The following is a 22,551-nucleotide window of genomic DNA, read 5'->3' on the forward strand; positions in this document are numbered from 1 at the left end:
TTCAATCTTCCTGTTGCGGGAAAAGTGTCTGGTCGATGAGATCACACAGGCAGTGCAGGGTCAACAGATTCACTTCCAGAATGCGAGGGCGACGGGCGGAGGGAACACGGATCTCCACATCGTTCGGGCCGAGCAGACCTGCCATTTCGCCACCGTCACCCCCGCTCAGCACCACTATGGTCATGTCACGGGAGAGGGCAGCCTCGGCGGCCTTGATCAGGCTGCGGCTGTGGCCGGAGGTGGTGATGACCACCAGAATGTCGCCAGGCTGGCCCAGCGCGCGGATCTGCTTGGCGTAGACCTCTTCAAAACCGTGATCGGTGGCGATGGCGCTGATGGTCGCCATGTCCGGGGTCAGTGCCATGCCGGGCAGGGAGGGGCGCTGGGTCTCGTAGCAGTTGACCAGCTCGGAGATGAACAGTTGCGCGAGTGCGGCAGAAGGACCGTTACCGCATGCCAGCACCTTGTGGCCATTGAGCAGGCAGATGGTGATCATCTGGGCTGCAGTATGGATGGCATCCGGCAGCGCCTCGGCGGCGGCTATCTTGGTCTGGATGCTTTCGGTGTAGTTCTCTTTGATGCGGTCAGTCATAGGGTCCTCTTAAAATGCGTTCTGGATCCAGGCTGGCTGGTCGCCCTCGAACGCAATCACATCGAATCGGCAGGCCTGATTGGCCTCGTTGATGGCATGTTGCTTCAAATAGTGGCGCGCTGCCAGCATGATCTTGTGCTGTTTGCTGCGGGTGACCGAGCTGGCGGCCCCGCCATGGCTGCCGGTGGCCCGGTAGCGCACCTCAACAAACACCAGGGTCTGGCCCTGGTGCATGATGAGATCTATTTCACCGCCACGACAGCGGTAGTTGCGAGCTACCGGTTGCAGGCCCCGGGCCTGCAACCAGCGTTCAGCGACTTGTTCAAAGTGCTGTCCCTTGCTCGTTGGTGAGGGGAACAGGCTCGGCAACTGCTGGCGCATCCGTTTCCATAGTTCCTTCATTGGAGGGCTCCTCCAGTTGCTGAACGGCGTTCTCGTCGACCAGTTTGCCGTTCTGGTAAGTACCCCAGCTCAGCATACGTACGATATTGCCCTGGGCGTCCACGCTCAGCTGACCGCTCATGCCGGCCTGCTGCATGCCGCCCACCTTGCGCATCTGCTGCAGGTTCTCAGCCAGACTGACGGCATCGTAGCCCATGGCAAACAGGCGCAGCAGGTCACCCTGGGTCTGCGGCCAGAGCAGGGCGATCTGCTCGCGCTGTTTCTCGTAGCCGCCCAGCAGCAGCGGCATATCGGCGATATGCATGCCGTTGAGCTCGGAGGCGACCTCGGTGGCTGCGCTGTCGTAGCCGCGGGAGCTGGTGTAGATGGGCAGGCTGCCCATCGGATTGACCGAGACATCCACGTAGGGCTTGATCATCCGCGTTTCCAGGCTGTTGGCCACCACATAAACGGCATCGATGCTGCGCGGTGCGGCATCAGAGAGTTGCACCACTTCACCAGCACGGGCGGTAGAGCGGCCGCTCAGGGCATTCTTGACCATCCCCTGTACTTCGTTGCGGGCACCGAAGGTGGCAACCACCGGCTTATCCTGGCTCAGGGTGGCCCAGCTCTGCTCGAAAGCCTTGATACTGCTGTAACCGATCCGACCCTGGGCGGCGATCAGCAGCGGTTTACGGTAGCCCTGGGTGTAAAGGTACTGGGCTGCCTGGGCGGCATCTGCGGCGGCAGAGAGGGAGAAGTAGTAGGTGGTGTCGTTGACGACCGGCTTGTCCAGCTCGTTGAGCGCCAGTACCGGCACGGTCGGATTGGCCTTGAGCAGCTCCTCGACCCGATCTTTCAGCAGCGGGCCGATGATCATGTCTGCCCCTTCCTGAATCGCCTGCTTATAAAGATCGCCGGTTGACTTGCTCTGGGTGTCGTAGAAGTTCAGGGTGAATTGCCCCTGATTTTCCTTATAAGACATCAGCATACCGTTACGGATGGCGGCGCCCTGCGGCTCCAGATTGCCGGAGAGGGGCAGCAGCACGGCGATCTGTTGCACCGAGGTGCTGGCAGTGGCCGCCAGATCGCCCAATCCTGCCGGCATATCCTTCTGGGCTGGATGGTTGGGGAAGTCGCGCTTCCAGCCTGCCAGCTGGCGGGCCAGCAAGTTCGGCTGGGCGCCAAACTCGTTGACCAGTGCCGCCAGTCGCAACCAGCCGGTGGTCACATCAGGGGCCGGAGCCTCTTCCAGCGCTTGCAGGGTGGAGGGGGTCATGCTTTTCAGCAACGACCAGATCTGCTGATGGTTGGTCGCCTGCTCGCTCTGATTGAGGTAGGGCTCCAGTGCAATCAACGACTTGGCGGCACCAAACTTGTTATTGATGTCGAGCTGCAGCACCACGCGCTGGCGATACCAATCCTTCTGGGTATCGGCATCCAGCGCCACCTCGGGTTTGCCTTCCAGCAGGATCAGCGCCTGATTGGCGTGGCCTTGCGCCAGCAACAGATGGGCTTGCAGCAGTTGCAACTGCGCCTTCTGAACGGGATCCTTGGCCTGCTTCTGCAATTGCTGGAACAGTGCCGAGGCCGGTTTGGCCTGGCCCAGCGCCAGATAGCTGCGTGCCGCCAGCATCTGCCAGGTAAAGGCCTCGGCCGGCTTGGCGGGATCCACCTGCTCAAGATACCACTGGGCATTCTTGGTCAGATTGGAAAACGCAGAGGGCATGCCTGACTGCCCTGACGGTTGATTGGGCTCCGACGCACAGGCGGCGAGCAGTACTGCCGCGAGTATGATGCCGAAGAGTCGTGATACACTTAGCTGCTTTGTAACCCGGTTCAAGTTCATTCCCCGACCAGTGTTGAAGTTCCCCATAGTGTAAACGGGCCAATATGGCGACACAATTGTCGGGGCACTCGGAGATCCCATGAGTGACATCCCAACCCTGTATATAGTCCCCACTCCGATCGGCAATCTGGCGGACATCACCCAGCGTGCATTGGATATTTTACGCAGTGTCGATCTGGTGGCAGCCGAAGATACCCGTCATACCGGTATCCTGCTCAGCCACTACCAAATATCGGTACCGACCTTCGCCCTGCACGATCACAACGAGCAGCAGAAAGCCGATGTGCTGATCGGCAGGATCAAAGAGGGCAAGAGTGTTGCGCTGGTCTCCGATGCCGGCACTCCGCTCATCAGCGACCCCGGTTATCACTTGGTCACCCGCTGTCGTGAAGCTGGGGTCAAGGTGGTGCCGCTGCCCGGCCCCTGTGCCGCCATCACCGCCCTGAGCGCGGCCGGTCTGCCCACCGATCGCTTTGCCTTTGAAGGCTTCCTGCCCGCCAAGAGCAAGGGGCGTGACGATCGTCTGCAAGCCGTTATTGAAGACACCCGTTCGCTGGTGTTTTACGAATCCCCGCGCCGTGTGCAGGATACAGTGGAAGCGATTGCTCGCATTCTTGGCGAGCGTCAGGTGGTGGTGTGCCGTGAGCTGACCAAGACCTTTGAGTCGATCCACGGTCTGCCAGCCTCTGAAATGCTGACCTGGCTTGGCGAGGATGACAACCGCTGCCGCGGCGAGATCGTGCTGGTCGTGGCTGGCGCCTCCAAAGAGGAAGAGGATCTGCCAGCCGAGGCGATCCGTACCCTTGGGTTGCTAGTGACCGAGTTGCCACTGAAAAAAGCGGCCGCCCTGACCGCCGAGATCCACGGTGTGAAGAAGAATGCCCTCTATAAATACGGTCTCGAGCACTATTGAGCCGATGAAATAGGCCAGTAGACTTTTTTCTGACCTGTGCAATCCTTTGTATCGACAATCAGTCAGCCTGTAAACGGGGGCCAAAGCGCGATAAATGGCTGTAAACGGGAATTGCCGGTTTACCCCGTGCGTATCGCAAGGCTATAATCCGCGCCTCGGAGTTGGCTGGGCAATCGCTGCTTCGTCGTTGTGTCCCTCGGGACAGACGGGCGGAGGGGAGGAAAGTCCGGGCTTCACAGGGCAGGGTGCCAGGTAACGCCTGGGGGGCGTGAGCCTACGACCAGTGCAACAGAGAGCAGACCGCCGATGGCCCGCAAGGGATCAGGTAAGGGTGAAAGGGTGCGGTAAGAGCGCACCGCGCGACTGGCAACAGTTCGTGGCACGGTAAACTCCACCCGAAGCAAGACCAAATAGGCCCCTATTGGCGCGGCCCGCGTTGGGGGCGGGTAGGTTGCTTGAGCCAGCGAGCGATTGCTGGCCTAGAGGAATGATTGCTACCCGGGGCAACCCGGTACAGAACCCGGCTTACAGGCCGACTCCGACCTCATTCCGAAGAGCCCTGCGATTTATCGCGGGGCTCTTTTTTATGCATGGGAAATATGGCTTCGTTGACGGGATATTTTTGTTCTCGTCATTTTGAATGAAATTATATGTTTTAAATCAATCGAATAGTTTCGTATTTGGCACGATGGCAGCGATAGATGGTGATAGAACCGAGGATGGTTGTTCGCACCCGCATATTGTGTGTGTTCTCAGTTCATTCACTTATTTCAATTAATCGCCAGAGCCTAACGCCAAATAACTTGTGGAAAATCAACCCACTCAATCCGCGGTATGCAATTGCTGCGTCAATATGTTCCCTCTGTCCCATCTCCTTGCTTGAAAAGCCCCCTGCTCGTCCTTAAACTTCAAGGTGGGGAAAAGTGGATCAAAGTGGTTTTTAGAGGGGCAATCTGCCTGCTCACTCACCTTCAGGGACTGCAATTTGTTGCGTGGCGCTCATGCCATCAGCCTGGACAGTAAAGGGCGGCTGGCAATTCCGACCAAATTTCGTGATTGGCTGCGCGATGAAAGCGACGGCCAGCTGGTCTGCACCATCGATATTGCCCATCCCTGTCTGCTGCTTTATCCCCTGAATGAATGGGAAGAGGTCGAGCGCAAGCTCAAGACTCTCTCCAGCATGAATCCGCAAGAGCGCCGTTTGCAGCGACTGCTGCTGGGACATGCAACCGAATGCGAGCTGGATGGCAATGGCCGTCTGCTGCTCAGTCAGCCACTGCGCAACCATGCGGGGCTGGACAAGAAAATCATGCTGGTGGGCCAGCTCAACAAGTTTGAGTTGTGGGATGAAGCCCGCTGGCAACAACAGGTCAATGACGACATCTTGGGTCTGCCCGGGGACGATTGGGCAAGCTCACCACGACTACAGGATTTCTCTTTATAAATGACCCAAGCCGCTGAACACATCACAGTGCTGCTGCACGAAGCCGTTGAAGGTCTGGCCATCAAGCCGGACGGTGTCTACGTCGACGGTACTTTTGGCCGTGGTGGTCATTCTCGTCTGATCCTGCAGCACCTTGGCCCCAATGGCCGCCTGATCGCCATCGACCGCGATCCCCAGGCGATCGCCGAGGCCGCCAAGATCCAGGATCCCCGTTTCGAAATCGTGCACGGCCCCTTCTCTGGCATCGCCTCCTATCTGGATGAGCGCGGTTTGCTGGGCAAGGTGGATGGCTTCCTGCTGGATCTGGGGGTCTCTTCACCCCAGCTGGATGATGCCGAGCGTGGCTTCAGCTTTATGAAAGATGGTCCGCTCGATATGCGGATGGACCCCACCTCCGGTCAGAGCGCCGCCGAGTGGCTGGCCAAGGCCGATGTGGATGACATCGCCTGGGTGCTGAAGACCTTCGGTGAGGAGCGTTTTGCCAAGAAGATCGCCCGTGCCATCGTGCACGACCGAGTGACCGAGCCTTATGTGCGTACCCGCCAACTGGCGGAGATGATTGCCCGGGTCAATCCGAGCAAGGAGAAGGGCAAGCATGCGGCAACCCGCAGTTTCCAGGCCATTCGCATCTATATCAACAGCGAGCTGGACGAGATCGAAACCGCGCTCAACGGTGCATTGGAAGTGTTGGCACCACATGGCCGTCTGTCGGTTATCAGCTTCCATTCGCTGGAAGACCGATTGGTAAAGCATTTCATCCGCAAGCATGAGAAGGGACCGGAAGTGCCTTACGGCATTCCCTTGACCGAGGCCCAGCTGGCAGGCGGTCGCAAATTGAAGTCGGTCGGCAAGGCACTCAAGCCTTCTGATCATGAAGTATCTGAAAACAGCCGGTCACGCAGCTCGGTGCTGCGGGTTGCCGAACGGCTGGCGGAGTAAGCGATGAGCGAAGTGCGTGTTCATCTGGCCAAGGAGATCGTTGCCGATCTCTGGCGGCACAAGCTGCAGATTTTTCTGTCGGTCGCCGTGCTGGTGACCGCGTTTGCCGTGATCCTGGTGACCAACATGACCCGTGGTCTGACGGCCAAGCAGAACGATCTGATGGCAGAAGAGGATCGCCTCAATATCGAATGGCGCCACCTGCTGCTGGAGCAGGGCACCCTGGCTGAACACTCCCGAGTGGCGAGTCTGGCGATGGACAAGTTGCAGATGGGTCGTCCGCTGGTGACCACCGAGAAGGTAATTACCCAACCATGAGACGCAAGGCTACAGCCAAAGCTGCCAAAGCGAATGTCAAAGCGCCATCGATCTATCCGTGGCGCTTTCGCACGCTTGCGGTGTTTATCGGCATCGCGTTTGTGGGTCTGATCCTGCGTCTGGCCTGGATCCAGGTGATCAATCCGGATCGTCTGCGTCAGGAGGGTGACATGCGCTCCCTGCGTACCACTTCTACCCAGGCGGTGCGCGGCATGATCACCGATCGCAACGGCGAGCAGCTGGCGGTTTCGGTACCGGTCGAGGCGGTCTGGGCCGATCCCAAGACGGTGCATGAATCCGGGGCCATCAATAATGAGCGCGCCTGGCTGGCGCTCTCCGCCGTGCTCAAGCTCGACATCAATACCCTCAAACACCGCATCGCCAACCCCAGCAAGCGCTTCGTCTATCTGCAGCGTCAGGTTACTCCTGCGGTAGCAGAATATATCAAGGGGCTCAAGCTGGGTGGCGTCTACCTGCGCCCAGAAGCGCGCCGCTTCTACCCGACCGGCGAGATCAGCGCCCATCTGGTGGGGGTGACCAACATCGATGGCAGCGGTATTGAAGGGATTGAGCGCAGCTACAACGAGTGGCTGACGGCGACACCCGGCGAAATGCGGGTACGAAAGGATCGTCAGGGCCGCGTCATCGAACGGCTTGGCCTCGTTAAAGAGGGCAAGAACGCCAACGATCTGCAGCTTAGTATCGATCAGCGGGTGCAGGCTCTGGCCTACCGTGCCCTCAAGCGGGCAACCGACGAGAACAAGGCGACCTCCGGCTCCATGGTGATGCTGGATATCAAGACCGGTGAAGTACTCGCCATGGTCAACACCCCCTCCTATAACCCGAACAACCGCGGCCAGTATCAGAGCTTCCGGGTACGCAACCGGGTGGTGACCGATACCTACGAGCCGGGTTCGACCGTCAAGCCATTGATTTTGCTCAGTGCCTTGCAGGCAGGTGTCACCAGCTGGAAAGATTTCATTCCCGGTGGTCCGCTCTTTATCGGTGCCAAGCAGATCAAGGACGTCAGTATCCACAAGGCGACCAACCTCTACGACATCCTGCGCTACTCCTCCAACATAGGTATGTCGCGTATCGCGCTGAGGATGCCGGCGCAGGAGATGATCAACACCCTCAGCATGTTCGGTTTCGGCATGGATACCGGCAGCGGGCTGATGGGCGAGAGCAGCGGCATGCTGCCCCAGCGTCGTCGCTGGTCCGATATCGAGCGAGCGACCCTCTCGTTTGGTTATGGTCTGCGAGTCACCCCGCTGCAGCTGGCTTCCGCCTACGCCACCCTGGCCAACAAGGGCAAACGGGTGCCGCTCTCCATCGTCAAGGTGACTACGCCGCCCAAGGGGGAGCAGGTGATTGATCACAACAACGCCGCTGCCATGTTGCAGGCGCTGGAGTATGTGGTCGACAACGCCATTCCAAAAGCCAAGATCCCGGGCTATCGGGTCGGTGGCAAGAGTGGTACCGCCAAGGTCGCCGTCGCCGGTGGCTATGGCAAGGATTACATGGCCTGGTTTGCCGGTTTCGCACCCGCCAGTGATCCCCGTTTCGTCATGGTGGTGGTGATCAACGAGCCAAAAGGCAGCGCCTATTATGGCGGCGCCGTGGCGACCCCACCGTTTGCAGAGGCCATGGGCGGGGTGCTGCAGCTCTTCAATATTCGTCCCGATGCGGTGCCGCCAGCGGTGCCCACCAAACTTGCCCGTACGGAGGCTTCTCTTGTCCCGCGCACTTGATGCATTACTGCGCCCCTTCGGTATCCAGGCGCCGGCGCTCACCCTGACCGATATCCAGCTGGATAGTCGGCGGGTTGGCCCCGGCTCGCTTTTCGTGGCCATTCGTGGTCATCAGGTGGATGGCAGACGGTTTATCGAACAGGCGGTGGCTCAGGGAGCGACCGCTGTTGTGTTTGAGGAGGATGGTGAATTTATCCCACCATCGACTCCGGTTCCCTGTATCGGGATGCGGGATCTGCCCGCTCACCTCTCTGCTCTTGCGGGCTATTTCTACGATCAGCCAGCCCAAAAATTGGATCTGGTCGGGATCACCGGCACCAATGGCAAGAGCACTACTGCGCTGCTGGTCGCCAACTGGCGCACCCTGCTGGGTGGCAAGGCGGGTGTGATGGGCACCATCGGCAACGGCCTGTTTGGCAATTTGATCGAAGCGGAAAATACCACCGGCAGCGCCGTGCAGGTGCAAGCCAATCTGGCTGCGCTGCAAGAACAGGGCGCGGATCTGGTGGCGATGGAGGTCTCCAGCCACGGTCTGGTACAGCACCGCGTGGCAGCTTTGCCCTTTGCCGCCGCGGTTTTCACCAATCTGAGCCGGGATCACCTCGATTATCACGGCACCATGGAAGCCTATGGCGCGGCCAAAGAGCAGTTGCTGCAGCTGGTCGATGAGCCGAATGCGGTGATTAACCGGGATGACGAATTGGGTTCCAAGTGGCTCGAAAAATACCCGGCAGCGGTGGCGTTCAGCGTTAATGGCCCGATTGAACACCATTCTGGCCGTCAATTAACGGCACAGCAGCTCGATTTTCACCAGCAAGGTTTTCGTGCGCAGATTAACTCCAGCTGGGGGAATGGTGTATTATCCGCCCCCTTGCTCGGGCGCTTCAACGTCAGCAATGTGCTGGCCGCGATGGGTGTGATGCTGGTGCTCGGTTACGACTTCAACGAGTTGCTGGCGACAGCGCCTCAGTTGCAGCCGGTGACCGGTCGCATGGAGTGTTTCGGCGGTGGTGATACGCCGCTGGCGGTGGTCGATTACGCCCACACCCCGGATGCGCTGGAGAAGGCATTGCAGGCCCTGCGGGTGCACTGCACAGGCCAGCTCTGGTGCCTGGTAGGCTGTGGTGGCGACCGCGATCGCGGCAAGCGCGCCATGATGGCCGCCATGGCCGAGCAGTATGCGGATCGCGTGATCCTGACCGACGACAATCCCCGTACCGAGGAGCCGGCCCGGATCATGGCCGACATGGTGGCGGGTCTTCGCGATCCTGCTGCGGTGCAGGTGGAGCACGACCGGGTCAAGGCGATTGCGCTGGCCATCGGTCAGGCGAGCAAACAGGACATCATCTTGGTGGCCGGTAAGGGTCACGAGGATTATCAGATCATTGGAACCGACAAGCGGCACTACAGCGACCGGGAAACCGTTGCGGCCGCCTTGCACACATTATTGGAGTCATTCAAATGATGACCCTCAGGCTTGCCGAGCTGGCGCAGGTACTCGATGCCCGTCTGATTGGTGACGACGGCGAGATCACCGTCGTCAGTACCGACACCCGCACTTTGGGCGCGGGTGCCCTGTTCGTTGCCCTGCGCGGCGAGCGCTTCGATGCCCACGATTTTTGCGAGCAGGCCGTTCAGGCAGGGGCCTCTGCCCTGCTGGTCGAGCGTGAGCTGCCGCTGGCCATCCCCCAGCTGGTGGTGACCGACAGTCTGAAGGGGCTGGGCCGTCTCGGCAAACTGGTGCGTGAGCGCATCAATCCGAAAGTGCTGGCCATTACCGGCAGCTGCGGCAAGACCACGGTGAAGGAGATGGCAACTGCCATCCTGCGCAACGAAGGAGAAGTGCTGGCCACTGCTGGCAATTTCAACAACGAGGTGGGCGTGCCGCTCACCCTGCTGCGCCTCGAACCGCAACACAAGTTTGCGGTGATGGAGCTGGGGGCCAACCATCCGGGCGAAATCGCTTGGACGACTTCACTGGCCAAACCCGATGCCGCCATCATCAACAACGTGGCGGCGGCCCATCTGGAGGGCTTCGGCTCGCTGGAAGGGGTGTTCCACGCCAAGAGCGAAATCTTTGAGGGCTTGAGCGAGGGTGGCACCTCCATCGTCAACGCCGACAACGAATTCTGGCCGAAGTGGCGGGAACGCGGCATTCAGTGCGCCTTCTCCATCGACGATCAGAGCCAGCCGTTCCACGCGCGCAACCTTGTGCTCAACGAGCAAGGCTGCGCCGAGTTCGTGATGGTGACCCCGCAGGGCGAGCTGAGCCTGACTCTGGCGATCCCGGGTCGCCACAACGTGGCCAACGCACTGGCTGCCGCCGCGGGCTGTCTGGCCCTCGGCGCATCCCTCGGCTCCGTCAAGGCGGGGCTGGAACAGATGGCGCCGGTCAAGGGGCGCTTCTGCGTCCAGCGCTGGGGCGGTCTGACTCTGGTGGATGATACCTACAATGCCAGCGTGGAGTCCGTGCTGGCGGGCATCGATGCCCTGACCGCCATGGGCGGCTTCAAGGTACTGGTGTTCGGTGATATGCGGGAACTGGGTGAGGAGTCTGCCGAGCAACACGCCCGGGTTGGCCGTCATGCCCGCGAGCGTGGTCTGGATGCCGTGCTAACAGTGGGGGAAGAGAGTCGCCATACCGCAGATGCCGCGGCTGGCCGACATTTCGATAACAAGGCGTCGTTGTTTGAAGTGCTTGCGCAAATGATAAATACACATCAGGAAATTTCGATTCTGGTCAAGGGGGCACGTGGCTCCCGCATGGAAGATATCGTCGAGATGGTCAAAGACCATCAGGAGTCAGCCACATGCTAGTCTGGCTGGCCGAACTGCTCACCCCGCACTTCACCTTCTTCAACGTCTTCTCCTACCTAACGTTTCGCGCCATCCTGTCGATCATCACCGGACTGGGGGTTGCCCTCTGGATGGGGCCGCGGCTGATCCGCCGTCTGCAGATCCTGAAGTTTGGTCAGGTGATCCGCAACGACGGTCCCGAGTCCCACCTCAGCAAGCGGGGCACCCCGACCATGGGTGGCCTGATGATCATTGCTGCGATTTTCACGTCTGTGCTGCTCTGGTGCCGCCTCGACAACCCCTATGTCTGGCTGGTGTTGTTTGTGCTGGGTGCCTACGGCGCCATCGGCTTTGCCGACGACTACCTCAAGGTGGTGCGCAAGAATACCGACGGCCTGATCGCTCGCTGGAAGTACTTCTGGCAATCCGCGGTAGCGCTGGCGGTAGCGGTGTTCCTCTATGCGACCGCAACCCATGAGGGGCAGACCCAGCTGGTGGTGCCTTTCCTCAAGGATGTGATGCCGCAGCTTGGCCTGATGTTTATCGTGCTGACCTACTTTGTCATCGTTGGCACCTCCAACGCGGTCAACCTGACCGACGGTCTCGACGGTCTGGCCATCATGCCGACCGTGATGGTGGCGGGGGGCTTTGCCCTGATCGCCTGGGCTACCGGTAACGTCAACTTTGCCAACTACCTGCACATTCCCTACGTGCCCTATACCTCCGAGCTGGTGATCGTCTGTACCGCCATCGTCGGCGCAGGTCTGGGTTTCCTCTGGTTCAACACCTATCCGGCGCAGGTCTTCATGGGCGACGTTGGTTCCCTAGCGCTGGGCGGCGCGCTCGGCACCATCGCCGTGTTGGTCCGTCAGGAGTTCCTGCTGGTGATCATGGGCGGCGTCTTCGTGATGGAGACCGTCTCGGTGATCCTGCAGGTGGGTTCATACAAACTGCGCGGCGTGCGGATCTTCCGCATGGCGCCGATCCATCACCACTACGAGAAGAAGGGCTGGCCGGAGCCGCGCGTCATCGTGCGCTTCTGGATCATCACCCTCGTGCTGGTGCTGCTGGGTCTTGCCACCCTGAAGGTGAGGTAAGGCCATGGTCATCATCATCGGATTGGGCAAAACCGGGCTCTCCTGTGTCGATTACTTCCTCGGCCGTGGCGTGACGCCACTGGTGATGGATACCCGCGCCAACCCGCCCGGCAAGGAGCAACTGCCGCCTGAGGTAGAGCTCATTCACGGTCTCGACGAGGCGCTGCTCAAGCAGGCGCACATGATCGTCGCGAGCCCGGGTATCGCGCTGGCGACCCCCGAACTGAAAGCGGCTGCCGAGTGTGGCGTGCAGATCGTCGGTGATATCGAGCTGTTTGTTCGCGAGACCCAGACCCCGGTCATCGCCATTACCGGCTCCAACGGCAAGAGCACCGTTACCACCCTGGTGGGCGAGATGATTGCCGAAGCCGGTCTCAATGTCGGTGTGGGCGGCAATATCGGCACGCCTGCGCTGGAGCTGCTCAAGCAGCCGATGGATCTCTGCGTGCTGGAGCTCTCCAGCTTCCAGCTGGAAACTACTCACAGTTTGCGTGCTGCCGCTCCGTGGTGCTGAACCTCTCCGAAGATCACATGGATCGCTATCAGGGTATGGCCGACTATCGCGCCGCCAAGATGGAGATCCATCAGCACTCCAAACACATTCTGGTCAATCGTGACGATGCCCAGACCCTGCCCGATGTGGGTCAGGTGTGGCAGAGCTTTGGTCTCGACTGCAATGGCTATGGCCGTTGCCTGCTGGATGGCCGCTACTGGTTGACGTTGCACGGTGAACCACTGCTGGCGGTAGCCGAGATGAAGATCGTCGGTGCCCACAATCAGGCCAACGCGCTGGCCGCCATGGCGCTATGTGATGCGGTCGGTATTCCCCGTGCGGCTCAGCTTACCGTGCTGCGTCGCTTTGAAGGCTTGCCACACCGTGCCCGCTTCGTACGCGAGGTGAACGGGGTGCGCTGGATCAACGACTCCAAGGCCACCAACGTGGGAGCCACGCTGGCTGCCGTTGCCGGTGTGCGCGAGTCGGTCAAGGGGCGCCTGCTGCTGCTGGCCGGTGGTCAGGGTAAGGGGCAGGATTTTGGCCCGATCCAGGCGCTGTTGGGCAACCAGATCGATCACATGTACTGCTTCGGTCAGGATGCAGAGGTGCTGCTGGCACTGGGCGAGCAGACCGAACGGGTGGCCGACCTGGCCGCAGCGGTTGCCAAAGCAGCGGCCGATGCCAAGCCCGGTGACTGGGTGCTGCTGGCGCCAGCCTGTGCCAGCCTCGATCAGTTCAAGTCGTTCGAGGTGCGCGGCGATCGCTTCACCGAGATGGTGCTGGCGCTATGAACGCCCTTCGCGCAGCAGCAGGTCTGTTCCAGCGCTGGTTGTTACCGGCGCGTCCTGCCGGTCTCTACGATCGGCAACTGGTACTGCTGGCGCTCTCCCTGATGGCGGTCGGGGTGGTCATCGTGGCCTCGGCGTCGATCCCCGAGGGGATTGCGCTGGGGGATGACCCCTTCATGTTTGTGAAGCGTCACGCCCTGTTTCTGGTGATGGCGCTCGGTATCTCCTGGTTTGTGTTGCAGGTGCCGATGGCGCGCTGGCAACAGCACAACGGCCCCATGCTGCTGCTGGCGATCTTGATGCTGGTGCTGGTGCTGCTGGTGGGCCGCAACGTCAACGGTGCGGTGCGCTGGTTGCCGCTTGGCCCCTTCAACCTGCAGCCTGCCGAGTTTGGCAAGCTGGCGCTGTTTGTCTATCTGGCCGGTTATCTGGTGCGGCGCCAGAGCGAAGTGCGCGAAGCCTGGATCGGATTCCTGAAACCGCTGGCGGTGTTTGGGGTGCTGGCGGTCTTGCTGCTGTTGCAGCCGGACCTGGGTTCCACCGTGGTGATGTTCGTTACCTCGTTCGGCATGCTGTTTCTGGCCGGTGCCCGATTGGGACAGTTTTTGACCCTGATCGGCGCGGGCCTCGGTTCGGTGGTGATGCTGATCATCGTCGAGCCCTACCGGATGCGGCGGGTGACCTCCTTTATGGATCCCTGGGCCGATCCGTTCGGCAGCGGCTACCAGTTGACCCAGTCGCTGATGGCGTTTGGCCGTGGCAGCTGGTTTGGCGAAGGGCTTGGCAACTCCATCCAGAAGATGGAGTACCTGCCGGAAGCGCACACCGACTTCGTGTTTGCGATCCTCGGTGAAGAGCTGGGTTACGTCGGGGTGCTGGGCGCCCTGTTCCTGATTTTTGCGCTGGCGGTCAAGGCACTCAAGCTGGGGCATCGCGCGCTGGTGGCAGAGCGGCTCTATGACGGTTATCTGGCGATCGGCATCGGCATCTGGTTCAGCTTCCAGACCTTCGTCAACGTCGGCGCGGCCAGCGGCATGATGCCGACCAAGGGCTTGACCCTGCCGCTGGTCAGTTACGGTGGTTCCAGTCTCATCATCATGTCGGTGGCGGTGAGCATGTTGATTCGAATCGATTTTGAGTTGCGTCAGGCGACAGCCCAGGCGCGCGTGCGGGAGGTTTAGTGAGCAAGACTCTGTTGGTGATGGCAGGTGGTACCGGTGGGCATGTGTTCCCCGGTCTGGCCGTGGCCGATCGCCTGAAGGCCCAGGGCTGGACTGTCCACTGGCTCGGCACTGCCGACCGGATGGAGGCGGAGCTGGTGCCCGCCCACGGTTATCCCATCTCCTTCATCGATATTCAGGGGGTGCGTGGCAACGGCATCAAGCGACTGCTGGTTGCGCCCTATCGCATCGTCAAATCGATCCTGCAGGCGCGTCAGGTACTCAAGACCGTTCGTCCTGATGTGGTGCTCGGCATGGGCGGTTTTGCTTCCGGCCCGGGTGGCGTGGCGGCCTGGTTCTCCGGCATCCCGCTGCTGCTCCATGAGCAGAATGCTGCTGCCGGCATGACCAACAAGTTGCTGGCCCGTATCGCCAGGCGGGTGTTGATGGCATTTCCGGGCGCCTTCGCGCCGAGCCGTCGCACCGCCGTGGTCGGTAATCCGGTGCGTCCCGAAGTGGTCGCCCTGCCGGATCCGCAACTGCGCAGCGGGGATGAGCCACTGCATCTGCTGATCGTGGGTGGCAGCCTGGGGGCGCGGGTGCTCAACGAGCAGGTACCTGCTGCGGTGGCGGCATCCGGCGTGCACATTGAAGTGCGTCACCAGTGTGGCAAGGGCAATGCCGAGGCCGTCTCTGCTGCCTATGCCCAGCACGACATCAATGCCGAGGTGAGCGAATTTATCAAGGATATGGCCAGCGCCTACGCCTGGGCCGACCTGGTGGTCTGCCGTGCCGGTGCCCTGACTGTTTCCGAAGTGGCTGCCGCCGGTGTGGCTGCCATTTTCGTGCCGCTGCCCCATGCGGTGGATGATCACCAGACCCGTAACGCCTTGACTCTGGTCGACGGCGGAGCGGCCGAGTTTCTACCCCAGTCCGAGCTGAACACCGCCTCACTGGCGGCGCGCCTGACCTGGCTGGCTGGTCGCCGGGAGACCCTGTTTAACATGGCGAAAGCGGCTCGCCGCGTCGCCATCACCGATGCGGCCGAGCGGGTTGCAGATGAGTGCAAACAGCTCGCAACCGGGCTGCGTGGTAAAGATTGATGAGCAAGGTTGCAGCGGCGACACCGTGCAGCCTTGTACCTGACTATATTGATGCCGCCGTGTGACAGCACACGGCCAGCGGCAGACTAAAGAGACGATTATGACCAAGGTTGAACTGGCAAAACTGCGTACTGTGATCCCCGAAATGCGCCGCGTGCGTCGCATCCACTTTATCGGCATCGGTGGTGCCGGTATGGGCGGGATCGCCGAAGTGCTTGCCAACGAAGGGTATCAGGTAACGGGTTCTGATCTGGCTCGCAACGCTGTGACCGAGCGGTTGGCCGGACTGGGCGCGCACATCTTCGTCGGCCACAGTGCCGAACACGTTGAGGGTGCCAGCGTGGTGGTGGTCTCTACTGCCATCAAGCAGGACAACCCGGAGCTGCTGGCTGCCCGCGAACTGCGGATCCCGGTGGTGCGCCGTGCCGAGATGCTGGCCGAGCTGATGCGTTTCCGCCACGGTATCGCCATCGCCGGTACCCACGGCAAGACCACCACCACCAGTCTGGTGGCGAGCATCTATGCCGAAGCCGACCGCGATCCGACCTTCGTCATCGGTGGTCTGCTCAACAGTGCCGGTACCAATGCCCGACTGGGCAGCAGCCGCTACCTGATCGCTGAGGCGGACGAGAGCGACGCCTCTTTCCTGCATCTGCAGCCGATGGTCTCTATCGTGACCAACATCGAAGCGGATCACATGGATACCTACGGCGGTGATTTCTCCAAGCTGAAGGCCACCTTCATCGAGTTTCTGCACAATCTGCCCTTCTACGGACTGGCGGTGGTCTGCATCGATGATCCGGTGATCCGTGGCATGTTGCCCGAGATTGCCCGCCCGACTCTGACCTACGGCCTCTCTGATGATGCCGACGTGCAGGTGCTGGATTTTGTCCAGACCACCAACCACAGCTGCTTCCGTGTTCGCCGCAAAGAGGCGGGTGAGCTGCAGGTGACCCTCAATTTGCCGGGTATTCACAACGCATTGAACGCCGCAGCGGCGATAGCTGTCGCGACAGAGGACGGTGTCAGCGATGAGGCCATCATCTCTGCACTGGCCAAGTTTGAAGGTGTTGGCCGTCGCTTCCAGCAGTATGGCAAGTTTGAAACCGGTCGCGGCAAGGCGATGCTGGTGGACGATTACGGTCACCACCCGAGCGAAGTGAAGGTCACGATCAATGCTGCCCGTGCCGGTTGGCCCGAGAAGCGTCTGGTGATGGTGTTCCAGCCGCACCGTTATACCCGCACCCGCGACCTCTACGAGGACTTTGCCGATGTGCTCTCGAAGGTAGACGTGCTGGTGATGCTGGAGGTTTATGCTGCCGGTGAGGAGCCGATCCCGGGCGCTGATGGACGGGCACTGTGCCGCTCCATTCGCTCGCGCGGCAACCTGGAACCCATCTTCGTCGCTACACCGGATGACGTGCCAGCCGTGCTGGCCGACCTGATCGGCGAGGGGGATTTGGTGCTGACTCAAGGCGCCGGGAACGTCGGGGCACTGGCCCGTCGTCTCGGAGAGATGAAATTGAGCATAGATAGCATGAAATCTGGCGCCTGAGGGCCCAATGAGTATTTTGACCGCCAAGCCGGGGCCTATATAATGGCGAACCGGTCTGTCAAAGGCCGGTTTAGCGCGTTACACGGGGATCGATCGGGTGGAGGCAAGGGCACAGGGGCGCACCAAGGGTGGCTTCATCGCAGGGGTAGCATTTTTCCTGCTGGTGATATGGGGCTGCTACCGGACGGCGCTGGATGTTAAAGGTTGGCTGACAGATGCCAACCGGTTGCCCATGAGCGAGCTGTTGCTGCAGGGGCAACACCAGTATTTGCAAACCGAAGAGCTGCGGATGGCCGTGCTGGATGGTGCCGAGCTGCGCAACTTCTTCGAATTGGATGTTAACGAATTGCAGGCAAGGCTCAATGCCTTGCCATGGGTGGCCTCGGTCTCGGTACGAAAGAAGTGGCCGAACAAGATCAAGATCTACCTCACGGAACAAGATGTGGCGGCGCGCTGGAATGGCAACCGCTTCGTCAACACCAAGGGCAAGGTATTCAGTGCCCCGGATCGGGTCAAGACGCCGCTGTTGCAGCTGTCAGGGCCGGATGACCAGGCCGCCCGGGTGTTGAAAGAGAGTCGGCAGTACGAGTCGCAACTGGCTGCCAAGGGATACAAGTTGCTGGGGGTGAATCTGACCCCCCGCCATGCCTGGGAACTGACCCTGGATGGCAATATCAAGCTGTTCCTGGGACGCAATGACATTGCGCTCCGGCTGCAGCGGTTTATCGATGCCTTCCCGGTTATCGAACCCCGTGCGCAAGTAGCCTACGTGGATCTTCGATATGACACCGGAATGGCAGTTGGCTGGAAGAAGAGCGAAGAGAAAGTGCATGACCAACACCGCAGATAGGAATTTGATTGTCGGACTGGATATCGGCACAACCAAGGTGGCGGTTCTGGTCGGGGAAGTATTGCCGGACGGTGAACTAAACGTCATCGGTATGGGCAGTCACGCTTCTCGCGGAATGGAGAAGGGCGGGGTCAATGACCTCGACTCCGTGGTCAAGTCACTGCGCCGCGCGGTGGAAGAGGCCGAGATGATGGCAGATTGCCAGATCAGCTCGGTCTATCTGGGGTTGTCCGGCAAGCATATCGACTGCCGCAACGAGACCGGTATGGTGCCCATCTCCGATGAAGAGGTGACCCAGGAGGATGTGGACAACGTGATCCACACCGCCAAGTCGGTTCGCCTCTCCGATGAGCTGCGAGTGCTGCATGTGCTGCCTCAGGAGTTTGCCATCGATTATCAGGAAGGGATCAAGAATCCGGTTGGCCTATCCGGTGTGCGGATGGCAGCCAAGGTTCACCTGATCACCTGCCACAACGACATGGCCCGCAACATTGAGAAATGTGTGGAGAAGGTCGGTTTGCGTGTGGATCAACTGATCTTCTCCGCGCTGGCCTCCAGCTATGCGGTGTTGACCGAAGACGAGAAAGAGCTGGGTGTCTGCGTGGTGGACATCGGTGGCGGTACCATGGACATGTCGCTGTTTACCGGCGGTGCCCTGCGCCACACCAAGGTGATCCCGTACGCTGGCAGCACTGTGACCAGCGACATCGCCTACGCCTTCGGCACGCCGCCGCTCGACGCGGAAGCGATCAAGGTGCGCTACGGTTGCGCCCTCGGTCGTCTGGTCAGCAAGGAAGACAATATTGAAGTACCCAGTGTCGGCGGTCGCCCGGCGCGCAGCCTGCAACGGCAGACACTGGCTGAAGTGATTGAGCCCCGTTACACCGAGTTGCTCTCCATGGTGAATGATGAGCTGGTGCGGGTACAAAGCGAGTTGAAAGCGCAGGGGGTCAAGCATCAGCTGGCAGCCGGTGTGGTCTTGACCGGCGGCGCTGCCCAGATTGAAGGCATTGTGGAGTGTGCAGAGCAGATCTTCCAGAGCCAGGTCCGGGTGGGAGAGCCCATGAACATACGTGGTTTGAGTGATTACGTGCAGGCACCGGTGTACTCGACTGCGGTCGGGTTGCTGCAATATGGCCGCACCCATCAAGCCACAGGTAGCAACAAAGAATATGCCGCCAAGGCAAGCGTCGGTGGCCTGGTCAAACGGGTTAGCAACTGGCTGCGTGGCGAGTTCTAAGAATTTTGCTGAGTCAGGCAAATAAAGCGGAGAGACAACATGTTTGAATTTATGGATAGCCACACTGACGAAGCCGTCATTAAAGTGATCGGTGTAGGTGGCGGCGGCGGTAACGCTGTCGAGCACATGGTTCGTCAAAATATTGAGGGTGTTGAGTTCATTACCGTCAACACCGACGCCCAGGCACTGCGTAACTCCAGCGCCAACACTACCCTGCAGATCGGCGGTGGCATCACCAAGGGTCTGGGTGCCGGAGCCAATCCGGAAGTGGGTCGTGATGCGGCCATGGAAGATCGCGAAGCGCTGCGTGAGCTGCTGACCGGTTCCGACATGGTGTTCATCGCCGCTGGTATGGGTGGTGGTACCGGTACCGGTGCTGCGCCGATCGTGGCTGAAGTGGCCCGCGAGATGGGCATCCTGACCGTTGCTGTGGTGACCAAGCCGTTCTCCTTTGAAGGGAAGAAGCGGATGGGCTTTGCCGCCCACGGTATCGAAGAGCTCTCCAAGAACGTCGACTCCCTGATCACCATCCCCAACGACAAGTTGCTGAAGGTGCTGGGTCGCGGTATCTCCCTGCTGGATGCCTTCAAGGCGGCCAACGATGTACTGCTTGGCGCGGTACAGGGCATTGCCGAGCTGATCACCCGTCCGGGCTTGATCAACGTCGACTTCGCGGACGTGCGTACCGTAATGCGCGAAATGGGTACCGCCATGATGGGTACCGGTTCCGCCTCTGGTGATGACCGTGCTGAAGAAGCGGCCGAGAAAGCCATCTCCAGCCCGCTGCTGGAAGACGTGGATCTGGCTGGTGCCCGTGGCATCCTGGTCAACATCACCGCCGGTATGGACATGACCATCGAAGAGTTCGAAACCGTAGGTAACGCGGTCAAGGCCTTCGCTTCCGAAAACGCCACTGTAGTAGTGGGTACCGTAATCGATCCGGAAATGCACGACGAACTGCGTGTGACCGTGGTTGCTACCGGTATCGGTGCCGAGCGCAAGCCGGACATCACTCTGGTTAAGAGCAGCCAGGTGCAAGAGCGCCCGGTGCGTCAGCCGCTGGTTAGCGACATGATGCAAGGCCGCGTGATGGACGAAGCCCCGGCCAAGGTGGTCAACGCCGAGCCGCAAGCTCGTCGTGAACCGGATTACCTGGATATTCCGGCGTTCCTGCGCAAGCAAGCTGACTAAGCCTCTTATGGCTCTTGTTTGTTTGTTGTTCAAGGAATGTGCTAAGATGGCCTGCCAACGACCATCTGGTCCGGATTTTAAGCTGTTTAGGGTACACCCATGATTAGACAAAGAACCTTGAAAACGAGTGTACAGGCGACTGGTGTCGGCCTGCATTCGGGCCGGAAAGTCACCATGACGTTCCGTCCGGCGCCTGTGAACACAGGGATCGTTTACTTGCGTACCGACCTGAATCCTGTGGTGGAGCTGCCAGCCAATGCCGATCAGGTGCGCGATACCGTGCTCTGTACCGCTCTGGTCAACGAAGCCGGTGTCCGTGTCTCTACCATTGAGCACCTCTCTGCCGCGCTGGCAGGGATGGGGATCGACAACCTCTACGTTGAGGTTGACGCGCCCGAGATCCCGGTGATGGATGGCAGTGCGCATCCCTTTATCTACCTGCTGCAGGAAGTCGGGATCCGTGAGCAGAATGCTGCCAAGCAGTTTGTGCGGATCAAGAAGAGCATCCGGGTTGAAGACGGCGACAAGTGGGCGGAATTCCACCCCTATCGCAACGGCTTCAAGATGGATCTTGAGATCGATTTCCAGCATCCGGTCTTTGAAGGGCGCAATCAGCGTTGCGTACTGGATTTCTCCGGTGCCTCCTTCGTGAAAGAGATCAGCCGTGCCCGTACCTTCGGGTTCATGCGCGATATCGAGTACCTGCGTTCCCAGAACCTGGCGCTGGGCGGAAGCCTGGAAAACGCCGTGGTACTGGACGACTATCGGGTGCTGAACGAAGACGGTTTGCGTTATGAGGACGAGTTCGTCAAGCACAAGATGCTGGACGCGATCGGTGACCTCTATATGTGTAACCGCAGCATCATCGGTGAGTTCCGTGCCTACAAGACCGGACATGCCCTGAACAACAAGCTGCTGCGTGCTTTGCTGGCCGAGCAAGAGGCTTGGGAACTGGTGACCTTCGAGGGTGAGGGCGACAAAGCGCCTATCGCTTACTACGATAACGGTCTGGTTCTGGCCTGATAGCTGTGCAACGGAACGTCGGTCCTCTCTCCGCACCGACGTTCCGTCATTTGTTTACTCCATCCTTTAATACCGATTATCTCCCGGTTTTATTTCCCGTGCAGGCTCCTGGCCGCACCTGACCGAGCAGACTGATTTCTATGAGCATTACCCTGATCCTCCACGGCAAGCAGCGACGCAAGTTGCACCTGCCCAAACAACGTCTGGCCTGGGTCGGCGGTATTCTCTTCTCCCTGTTAGCCCTTGGTGGTGGTTGGCTCTGGCAGAGCTGGCACCAGAAAATGGAGGCGCTGGAAGTGGCGCTTGCCGTTGCCGAGCAACAGTCCGTTGACCAGAGTGGCGACGAAGCCCGTGAACAGTTGGCAATGCTGGCAGCTCAGGTGGGCACCATGCAAGGCCAGCTTGGCCGTCTCAATGCCCTCGGCGAACGATTGACCGAGCAGGCCGATCTCGATCCCGACGAGTTCAATTTCAAAGAGCTGCCCCCCATGGGCGGCCCTTCTTATGATGAAGAGCTGGAAGTGAGCCTCAACGAGCTGCAAGCCTCGATGAAACACCTCAGCCAGCAGCTCAGCAGCCGCGAAGAGCAGCTGTCGGTACTTGAATCTTTCATCATGAATCACCATATCACCGATGCCGGTTTTATTTCCGGCACGCCAGTCAAACAGGAGCGAGTTTGGGTCTCGTCCGGGTTTGGTGGACGGGTCGACCCGTTCAACGGGCGTGCCAAGATGCACAAAGGGGTCGATTTCCGTGGCAAACCCGGAACCCCGATTCTGGCTACCGGGCCCGGCATTGTCAGCTGGGCGGGCCGTCATCCGGAATTTGGCAATATGGTGGAGATTAATCACGGCAATGGCCTGGTCACCCGCTATGCCCACAACTCCAAGTTGCTGGTCGAGGTGGGCACCCTGGTTGATCAGGGTCAGAAGATTGCCTTGATGGGACGCACCGGTCGCGCGACCGGGGTCCATCTGCATTACGAAGTGTTGAAAGATGGTCGTCAGGTCAACCCCGCACGCTTTCTCAGTGCCAGACGGGGTTAGGTTTTTTCTTCAGGTTCCA

Annotated in this window: 19 protein-coding genes, 1 other RNA gene and 1 pseudogene; 18 read left to right on the top strand and 3 right to left on the bottom strand. The window is 60.0% G+C overall.

Going from position 1 to position 22,551, the window contains the following annotated elements:
* Position 1 precedes the first annotated feature (1 nt).
* Genes ACTG19_RS14890 through ACTG19_RS14900 form a run of 3 tightly spaced genes read right to left on the bottom strand, consistent with a single transcriptional unit; the run spans position 2 to position 2,702 of the window.
* Complete coding sequence (locus ACTG19_RS14890; protein ID WP_005336275.1) at positions 2–592, bottom strand: D-sedoheptulose-7-phosphate isomerase; 591 nt, start codon at positions 590–592, stop codon at positions 2–4.
* 9 nt (positions 593–601) lie between these two features.
* Positions 602–973 carry a YraN family protein gene (locus ACTG19_RS14895; RefSeq protein WP_005355127.1) on the bottom strand — a complete coding sequence of 124 codons (372 nt, stop codon included), beginning with the start codon at positions 971–973 and terminating at the stop codon, positions 602–604.
* On the bottom strand, positions 915–2,702 hold the full coding sequence (locus ACTG19_RS14900; RefSeq protein WP_236382346.1) for a penicillin-binding protein activator: 1,788 nt from the start codon (positions 2,700–2,702) through the stop codon (positions 915–917). The genes ACTG19_RS14895 and ACTG19_RS14900 overlap by 59 nt, the downstream gene beginning before the upstream one ends.
* A gap of 199 nt (positions 2,703–2,901) precedes the next feature.
* Here ACTG19_RS14900 and rsmI point away from each other — a divergent pair, with 199 nt between their 5' ends.
* From rsmI to ACTG19_RS14990, 18 genes and pseudogenes are all read left to right on the top strand, one after another.
* Complete coding sequence (rsmI, locus tag ACTG19_RS14905) at positions 2,902–3,735, top strand: 16S rRNA (cytidine(1402)-2'-O)-methyltransferase (RefSeq protein WP_047438714.1); 834 nt, start codon at positions 2,902–2,904, stop codon at positions 3,733–3,735.
* A 157-nt stretch (positions 3,736–3,892) separates the two neighbouring features.
* Positions 3,893–4,279, top strand: an RNA gene (rnpB, locus tag ACTG19_RS14910) — RNase P RNA component class A.
* Between the two features lie 441 nt (positions 4,280–4,720).
* Entirely contained in the window at positions 4,721–5,179 is a 459-nt protein-coding gene (mraZ, locus tag ACTG19_RS14915; protein WP_013723406.1) for a division/cell wall cluster transcriptional repressor MraZ, read from the top strand.
* Positions 5,180–6,118, top strand: a complete 939-nt coding sequence (rsmH, locus tag ACTG19_RS14920; RefSeq protein WP_005336168.1) for a 16S rRNA (cytosine(1402)-N(4))-methyltransferase RsmH — start codon at positions 5,180–5,182, stop codon at positions 6,116–6,118.
* A gap of 3 nt (positions 6,119–6,121) precedes the next feature.
* On the top strand, positions 6,122–6,436 hold the full coding sequence (ftsL, locus tag ACTG19_RS14925; protein ID WP_005336166.1) for a cell division protein FtsL: 315 nt from the start codon (positions 6,122–6,124) through the stop codon (positions 6,434–6,436).
* Positions 6,433–8,187 carry a penicillin-binding transpeptidase domain-containing protein gene (locus tag ACTG19_RS14930; protein ID WP_113740264.1) on the top strand — a complete coding sequence of 585 codons (1,755 nt, stop codon included), beginning with the start codon at positions 6,433–6,435 and terminating at the stop codon, positions 8,185–8,187. Before ftsL ends, ACTG19_RS14930 begins: the two co-directional genes overlap by 4 nt.
* Positions 8,120–9,652, top strand: coding sequence for a UDP-N-acetylmuramoyl-L-alanyl-D-glutamate--2,6-diaminopimelate ligase (gene murE, locus ACTG19_RS14935; RefSeq protein WP_439989215.1), 1,533 nt, complete (start codon positions 8,120–8,122; stop codon positions 9,650–9,652). Before ACTG19_RS14930 ends, murE begins: the two co-directional genes overlap by 68 nt.
* Complete coding sequence (locus ACTG19_RS14940; RefSeq protein ID WP_113740266.1) at positions 9,649–11,004, top strand: UDP-N-acetylmuramoyl-tripeptide--D-alanyl-D-alanine ligase; 1,356 nt, start codon at positions 9,649–9,651, stop codon at positions 11,002–11,004. Before murE ends, ACTG19_RS14940 begins: the two co-directional genes overlap by 4 nt.
* Positions 10,998–12,080, top strand: a complete 1,083-nt coding sequence (gene mraY, locus ACTG19_RS14945; RefSeq protein ID WP_005355120.1) for a phospho-N-acetylmuramoyl-pentapeptide-transferase — start codon at positions 10,998–11,000, stop codon at positions 12,078–12,080. The genes ACTG19_RS14940 and mraY overlap by 7 nt, the downstream gene beginning before the upstream one ends.
* Before the next feature lie 4 nt (positions 12,081–12,084).
* Positions 12,085–13,367, top strand: a pseudogene (gene murD / locus ACTG19_RS14950) (UDP-N-acetylmuramoyl-L-alanine--D-glutamate ligase).
* Entirely contained in the window at positions 13,364–14,545 is a 1,182-nt protein-coding gene (gene ftsW / locus ACTG19_RS14955) for a cell division protein FtsW (RefSeq protein ID WP_005336154.1), read from the top strand. The pseudogene murD and the gene ftsW overlap by 4 nt, the downstream one beginning before the upstream one ends.
* Positions 14,545–15,627, top strand: a complete 1,083-nt coding sequence (gene murG, locus ACTG19_RS14960; RefSeq protein ID WP_201990587.1) for an undecaprenyldiphospho-muramoylpentapeptide beta-N-acetylglucosaminyltransferase — start codon at positions 14,545–14,547, stop codon at positions 15,625–15,627. The genes ftsW and murG overlap by 1 nt, the downstream gene beginning before the upstream one ends.
* A gap of 100 nt (positions 15,628–15,727) precedes the next feature.
* Entirely contained in the window at positions 15,728–17,182 is a 1,455-nt protein-coding gene (murC, locus tag ACTG19_RS14965; protein ID WP_439989216.1) for a UDP-N-acetylmuramate--L-alanine ligase, read from the top strand.
* Positions 17,183–17,279: 97 nt separating this feature from the next.
* Complete coding sequence (locus ACTG19_RS14970; protein ID WP_005336149.1) at positions 17,280–18,032, top strand: cell division protein FtsQ/DivIB; 753 nt, start codon at positions 17,280–17,282, stop codon at positions 18,030–18,032.
* Positions 18,013–19,272: a cell division protein FtsA gene (gene ftsA / locus ACTG19_RS14975; protein WP_005336148.1), complete on the top strand. Its 1,260-nt coding sequence runs from the start codon at positions 18,013–18,015 to the stop codon at positions 19,270–19,272. The genes ACTG19_RS14970 and ftsA overlap by 20 nt, the downstream gene beginning before the upstream one ends.
* Positions 19,273–19,311: 39 nt before the next feature.
* Positions 19,312–20,463 carry a cell division protein FtsZ gene (gene ftsZ, locus ACTG19_RS14980; protein ID WP_005336147.1) on the top strand — a complete coding sequence of 384 codons (1,152 nt, stop codon included), beginning with the start codon at positions 19,312–19,314 and terminating at the stop codon, positions 20,461–20,463.
* Positions 20,464–20,562: 99 nt separating this feature from the next.
* Positions 20,563–21,486, top strand: coding sequence for a UDP-3-O-acyl-N-acetylglucosamine deacetylase (lpxC, locus tag ACTG19_RS14985; protein ID WP_005336146.1), 924 nt, complete (start codon positions 20,563–20,565; stop codon positions 21,484–21,486).
* 140 nt (positions 21,487–21,626) lie between these two features.
* Positions 21,627–22,532, top strand: coding sequence for a M23 family metallopeptidase (locus ACTG19_RS14990; RefSeq protein ID WP_005355107.1), 906 nt, complete (start codon positions 21,627–21,629; stop codon positions 22,530–22,532).
* Positions 22,533–22,551 lie beyond the last annotated feature (19 nt).

The organism is Aeromonas sp. 3P (assembly GCF_051919745.1).
GTDB classification, from domain to species: domain Bacteria; phylum Pseudomonadota; class Gammaproteobacteria; order Enterobacterales; family Aeromonadaceae; genus Aeromonas; species Aeromonas veronii.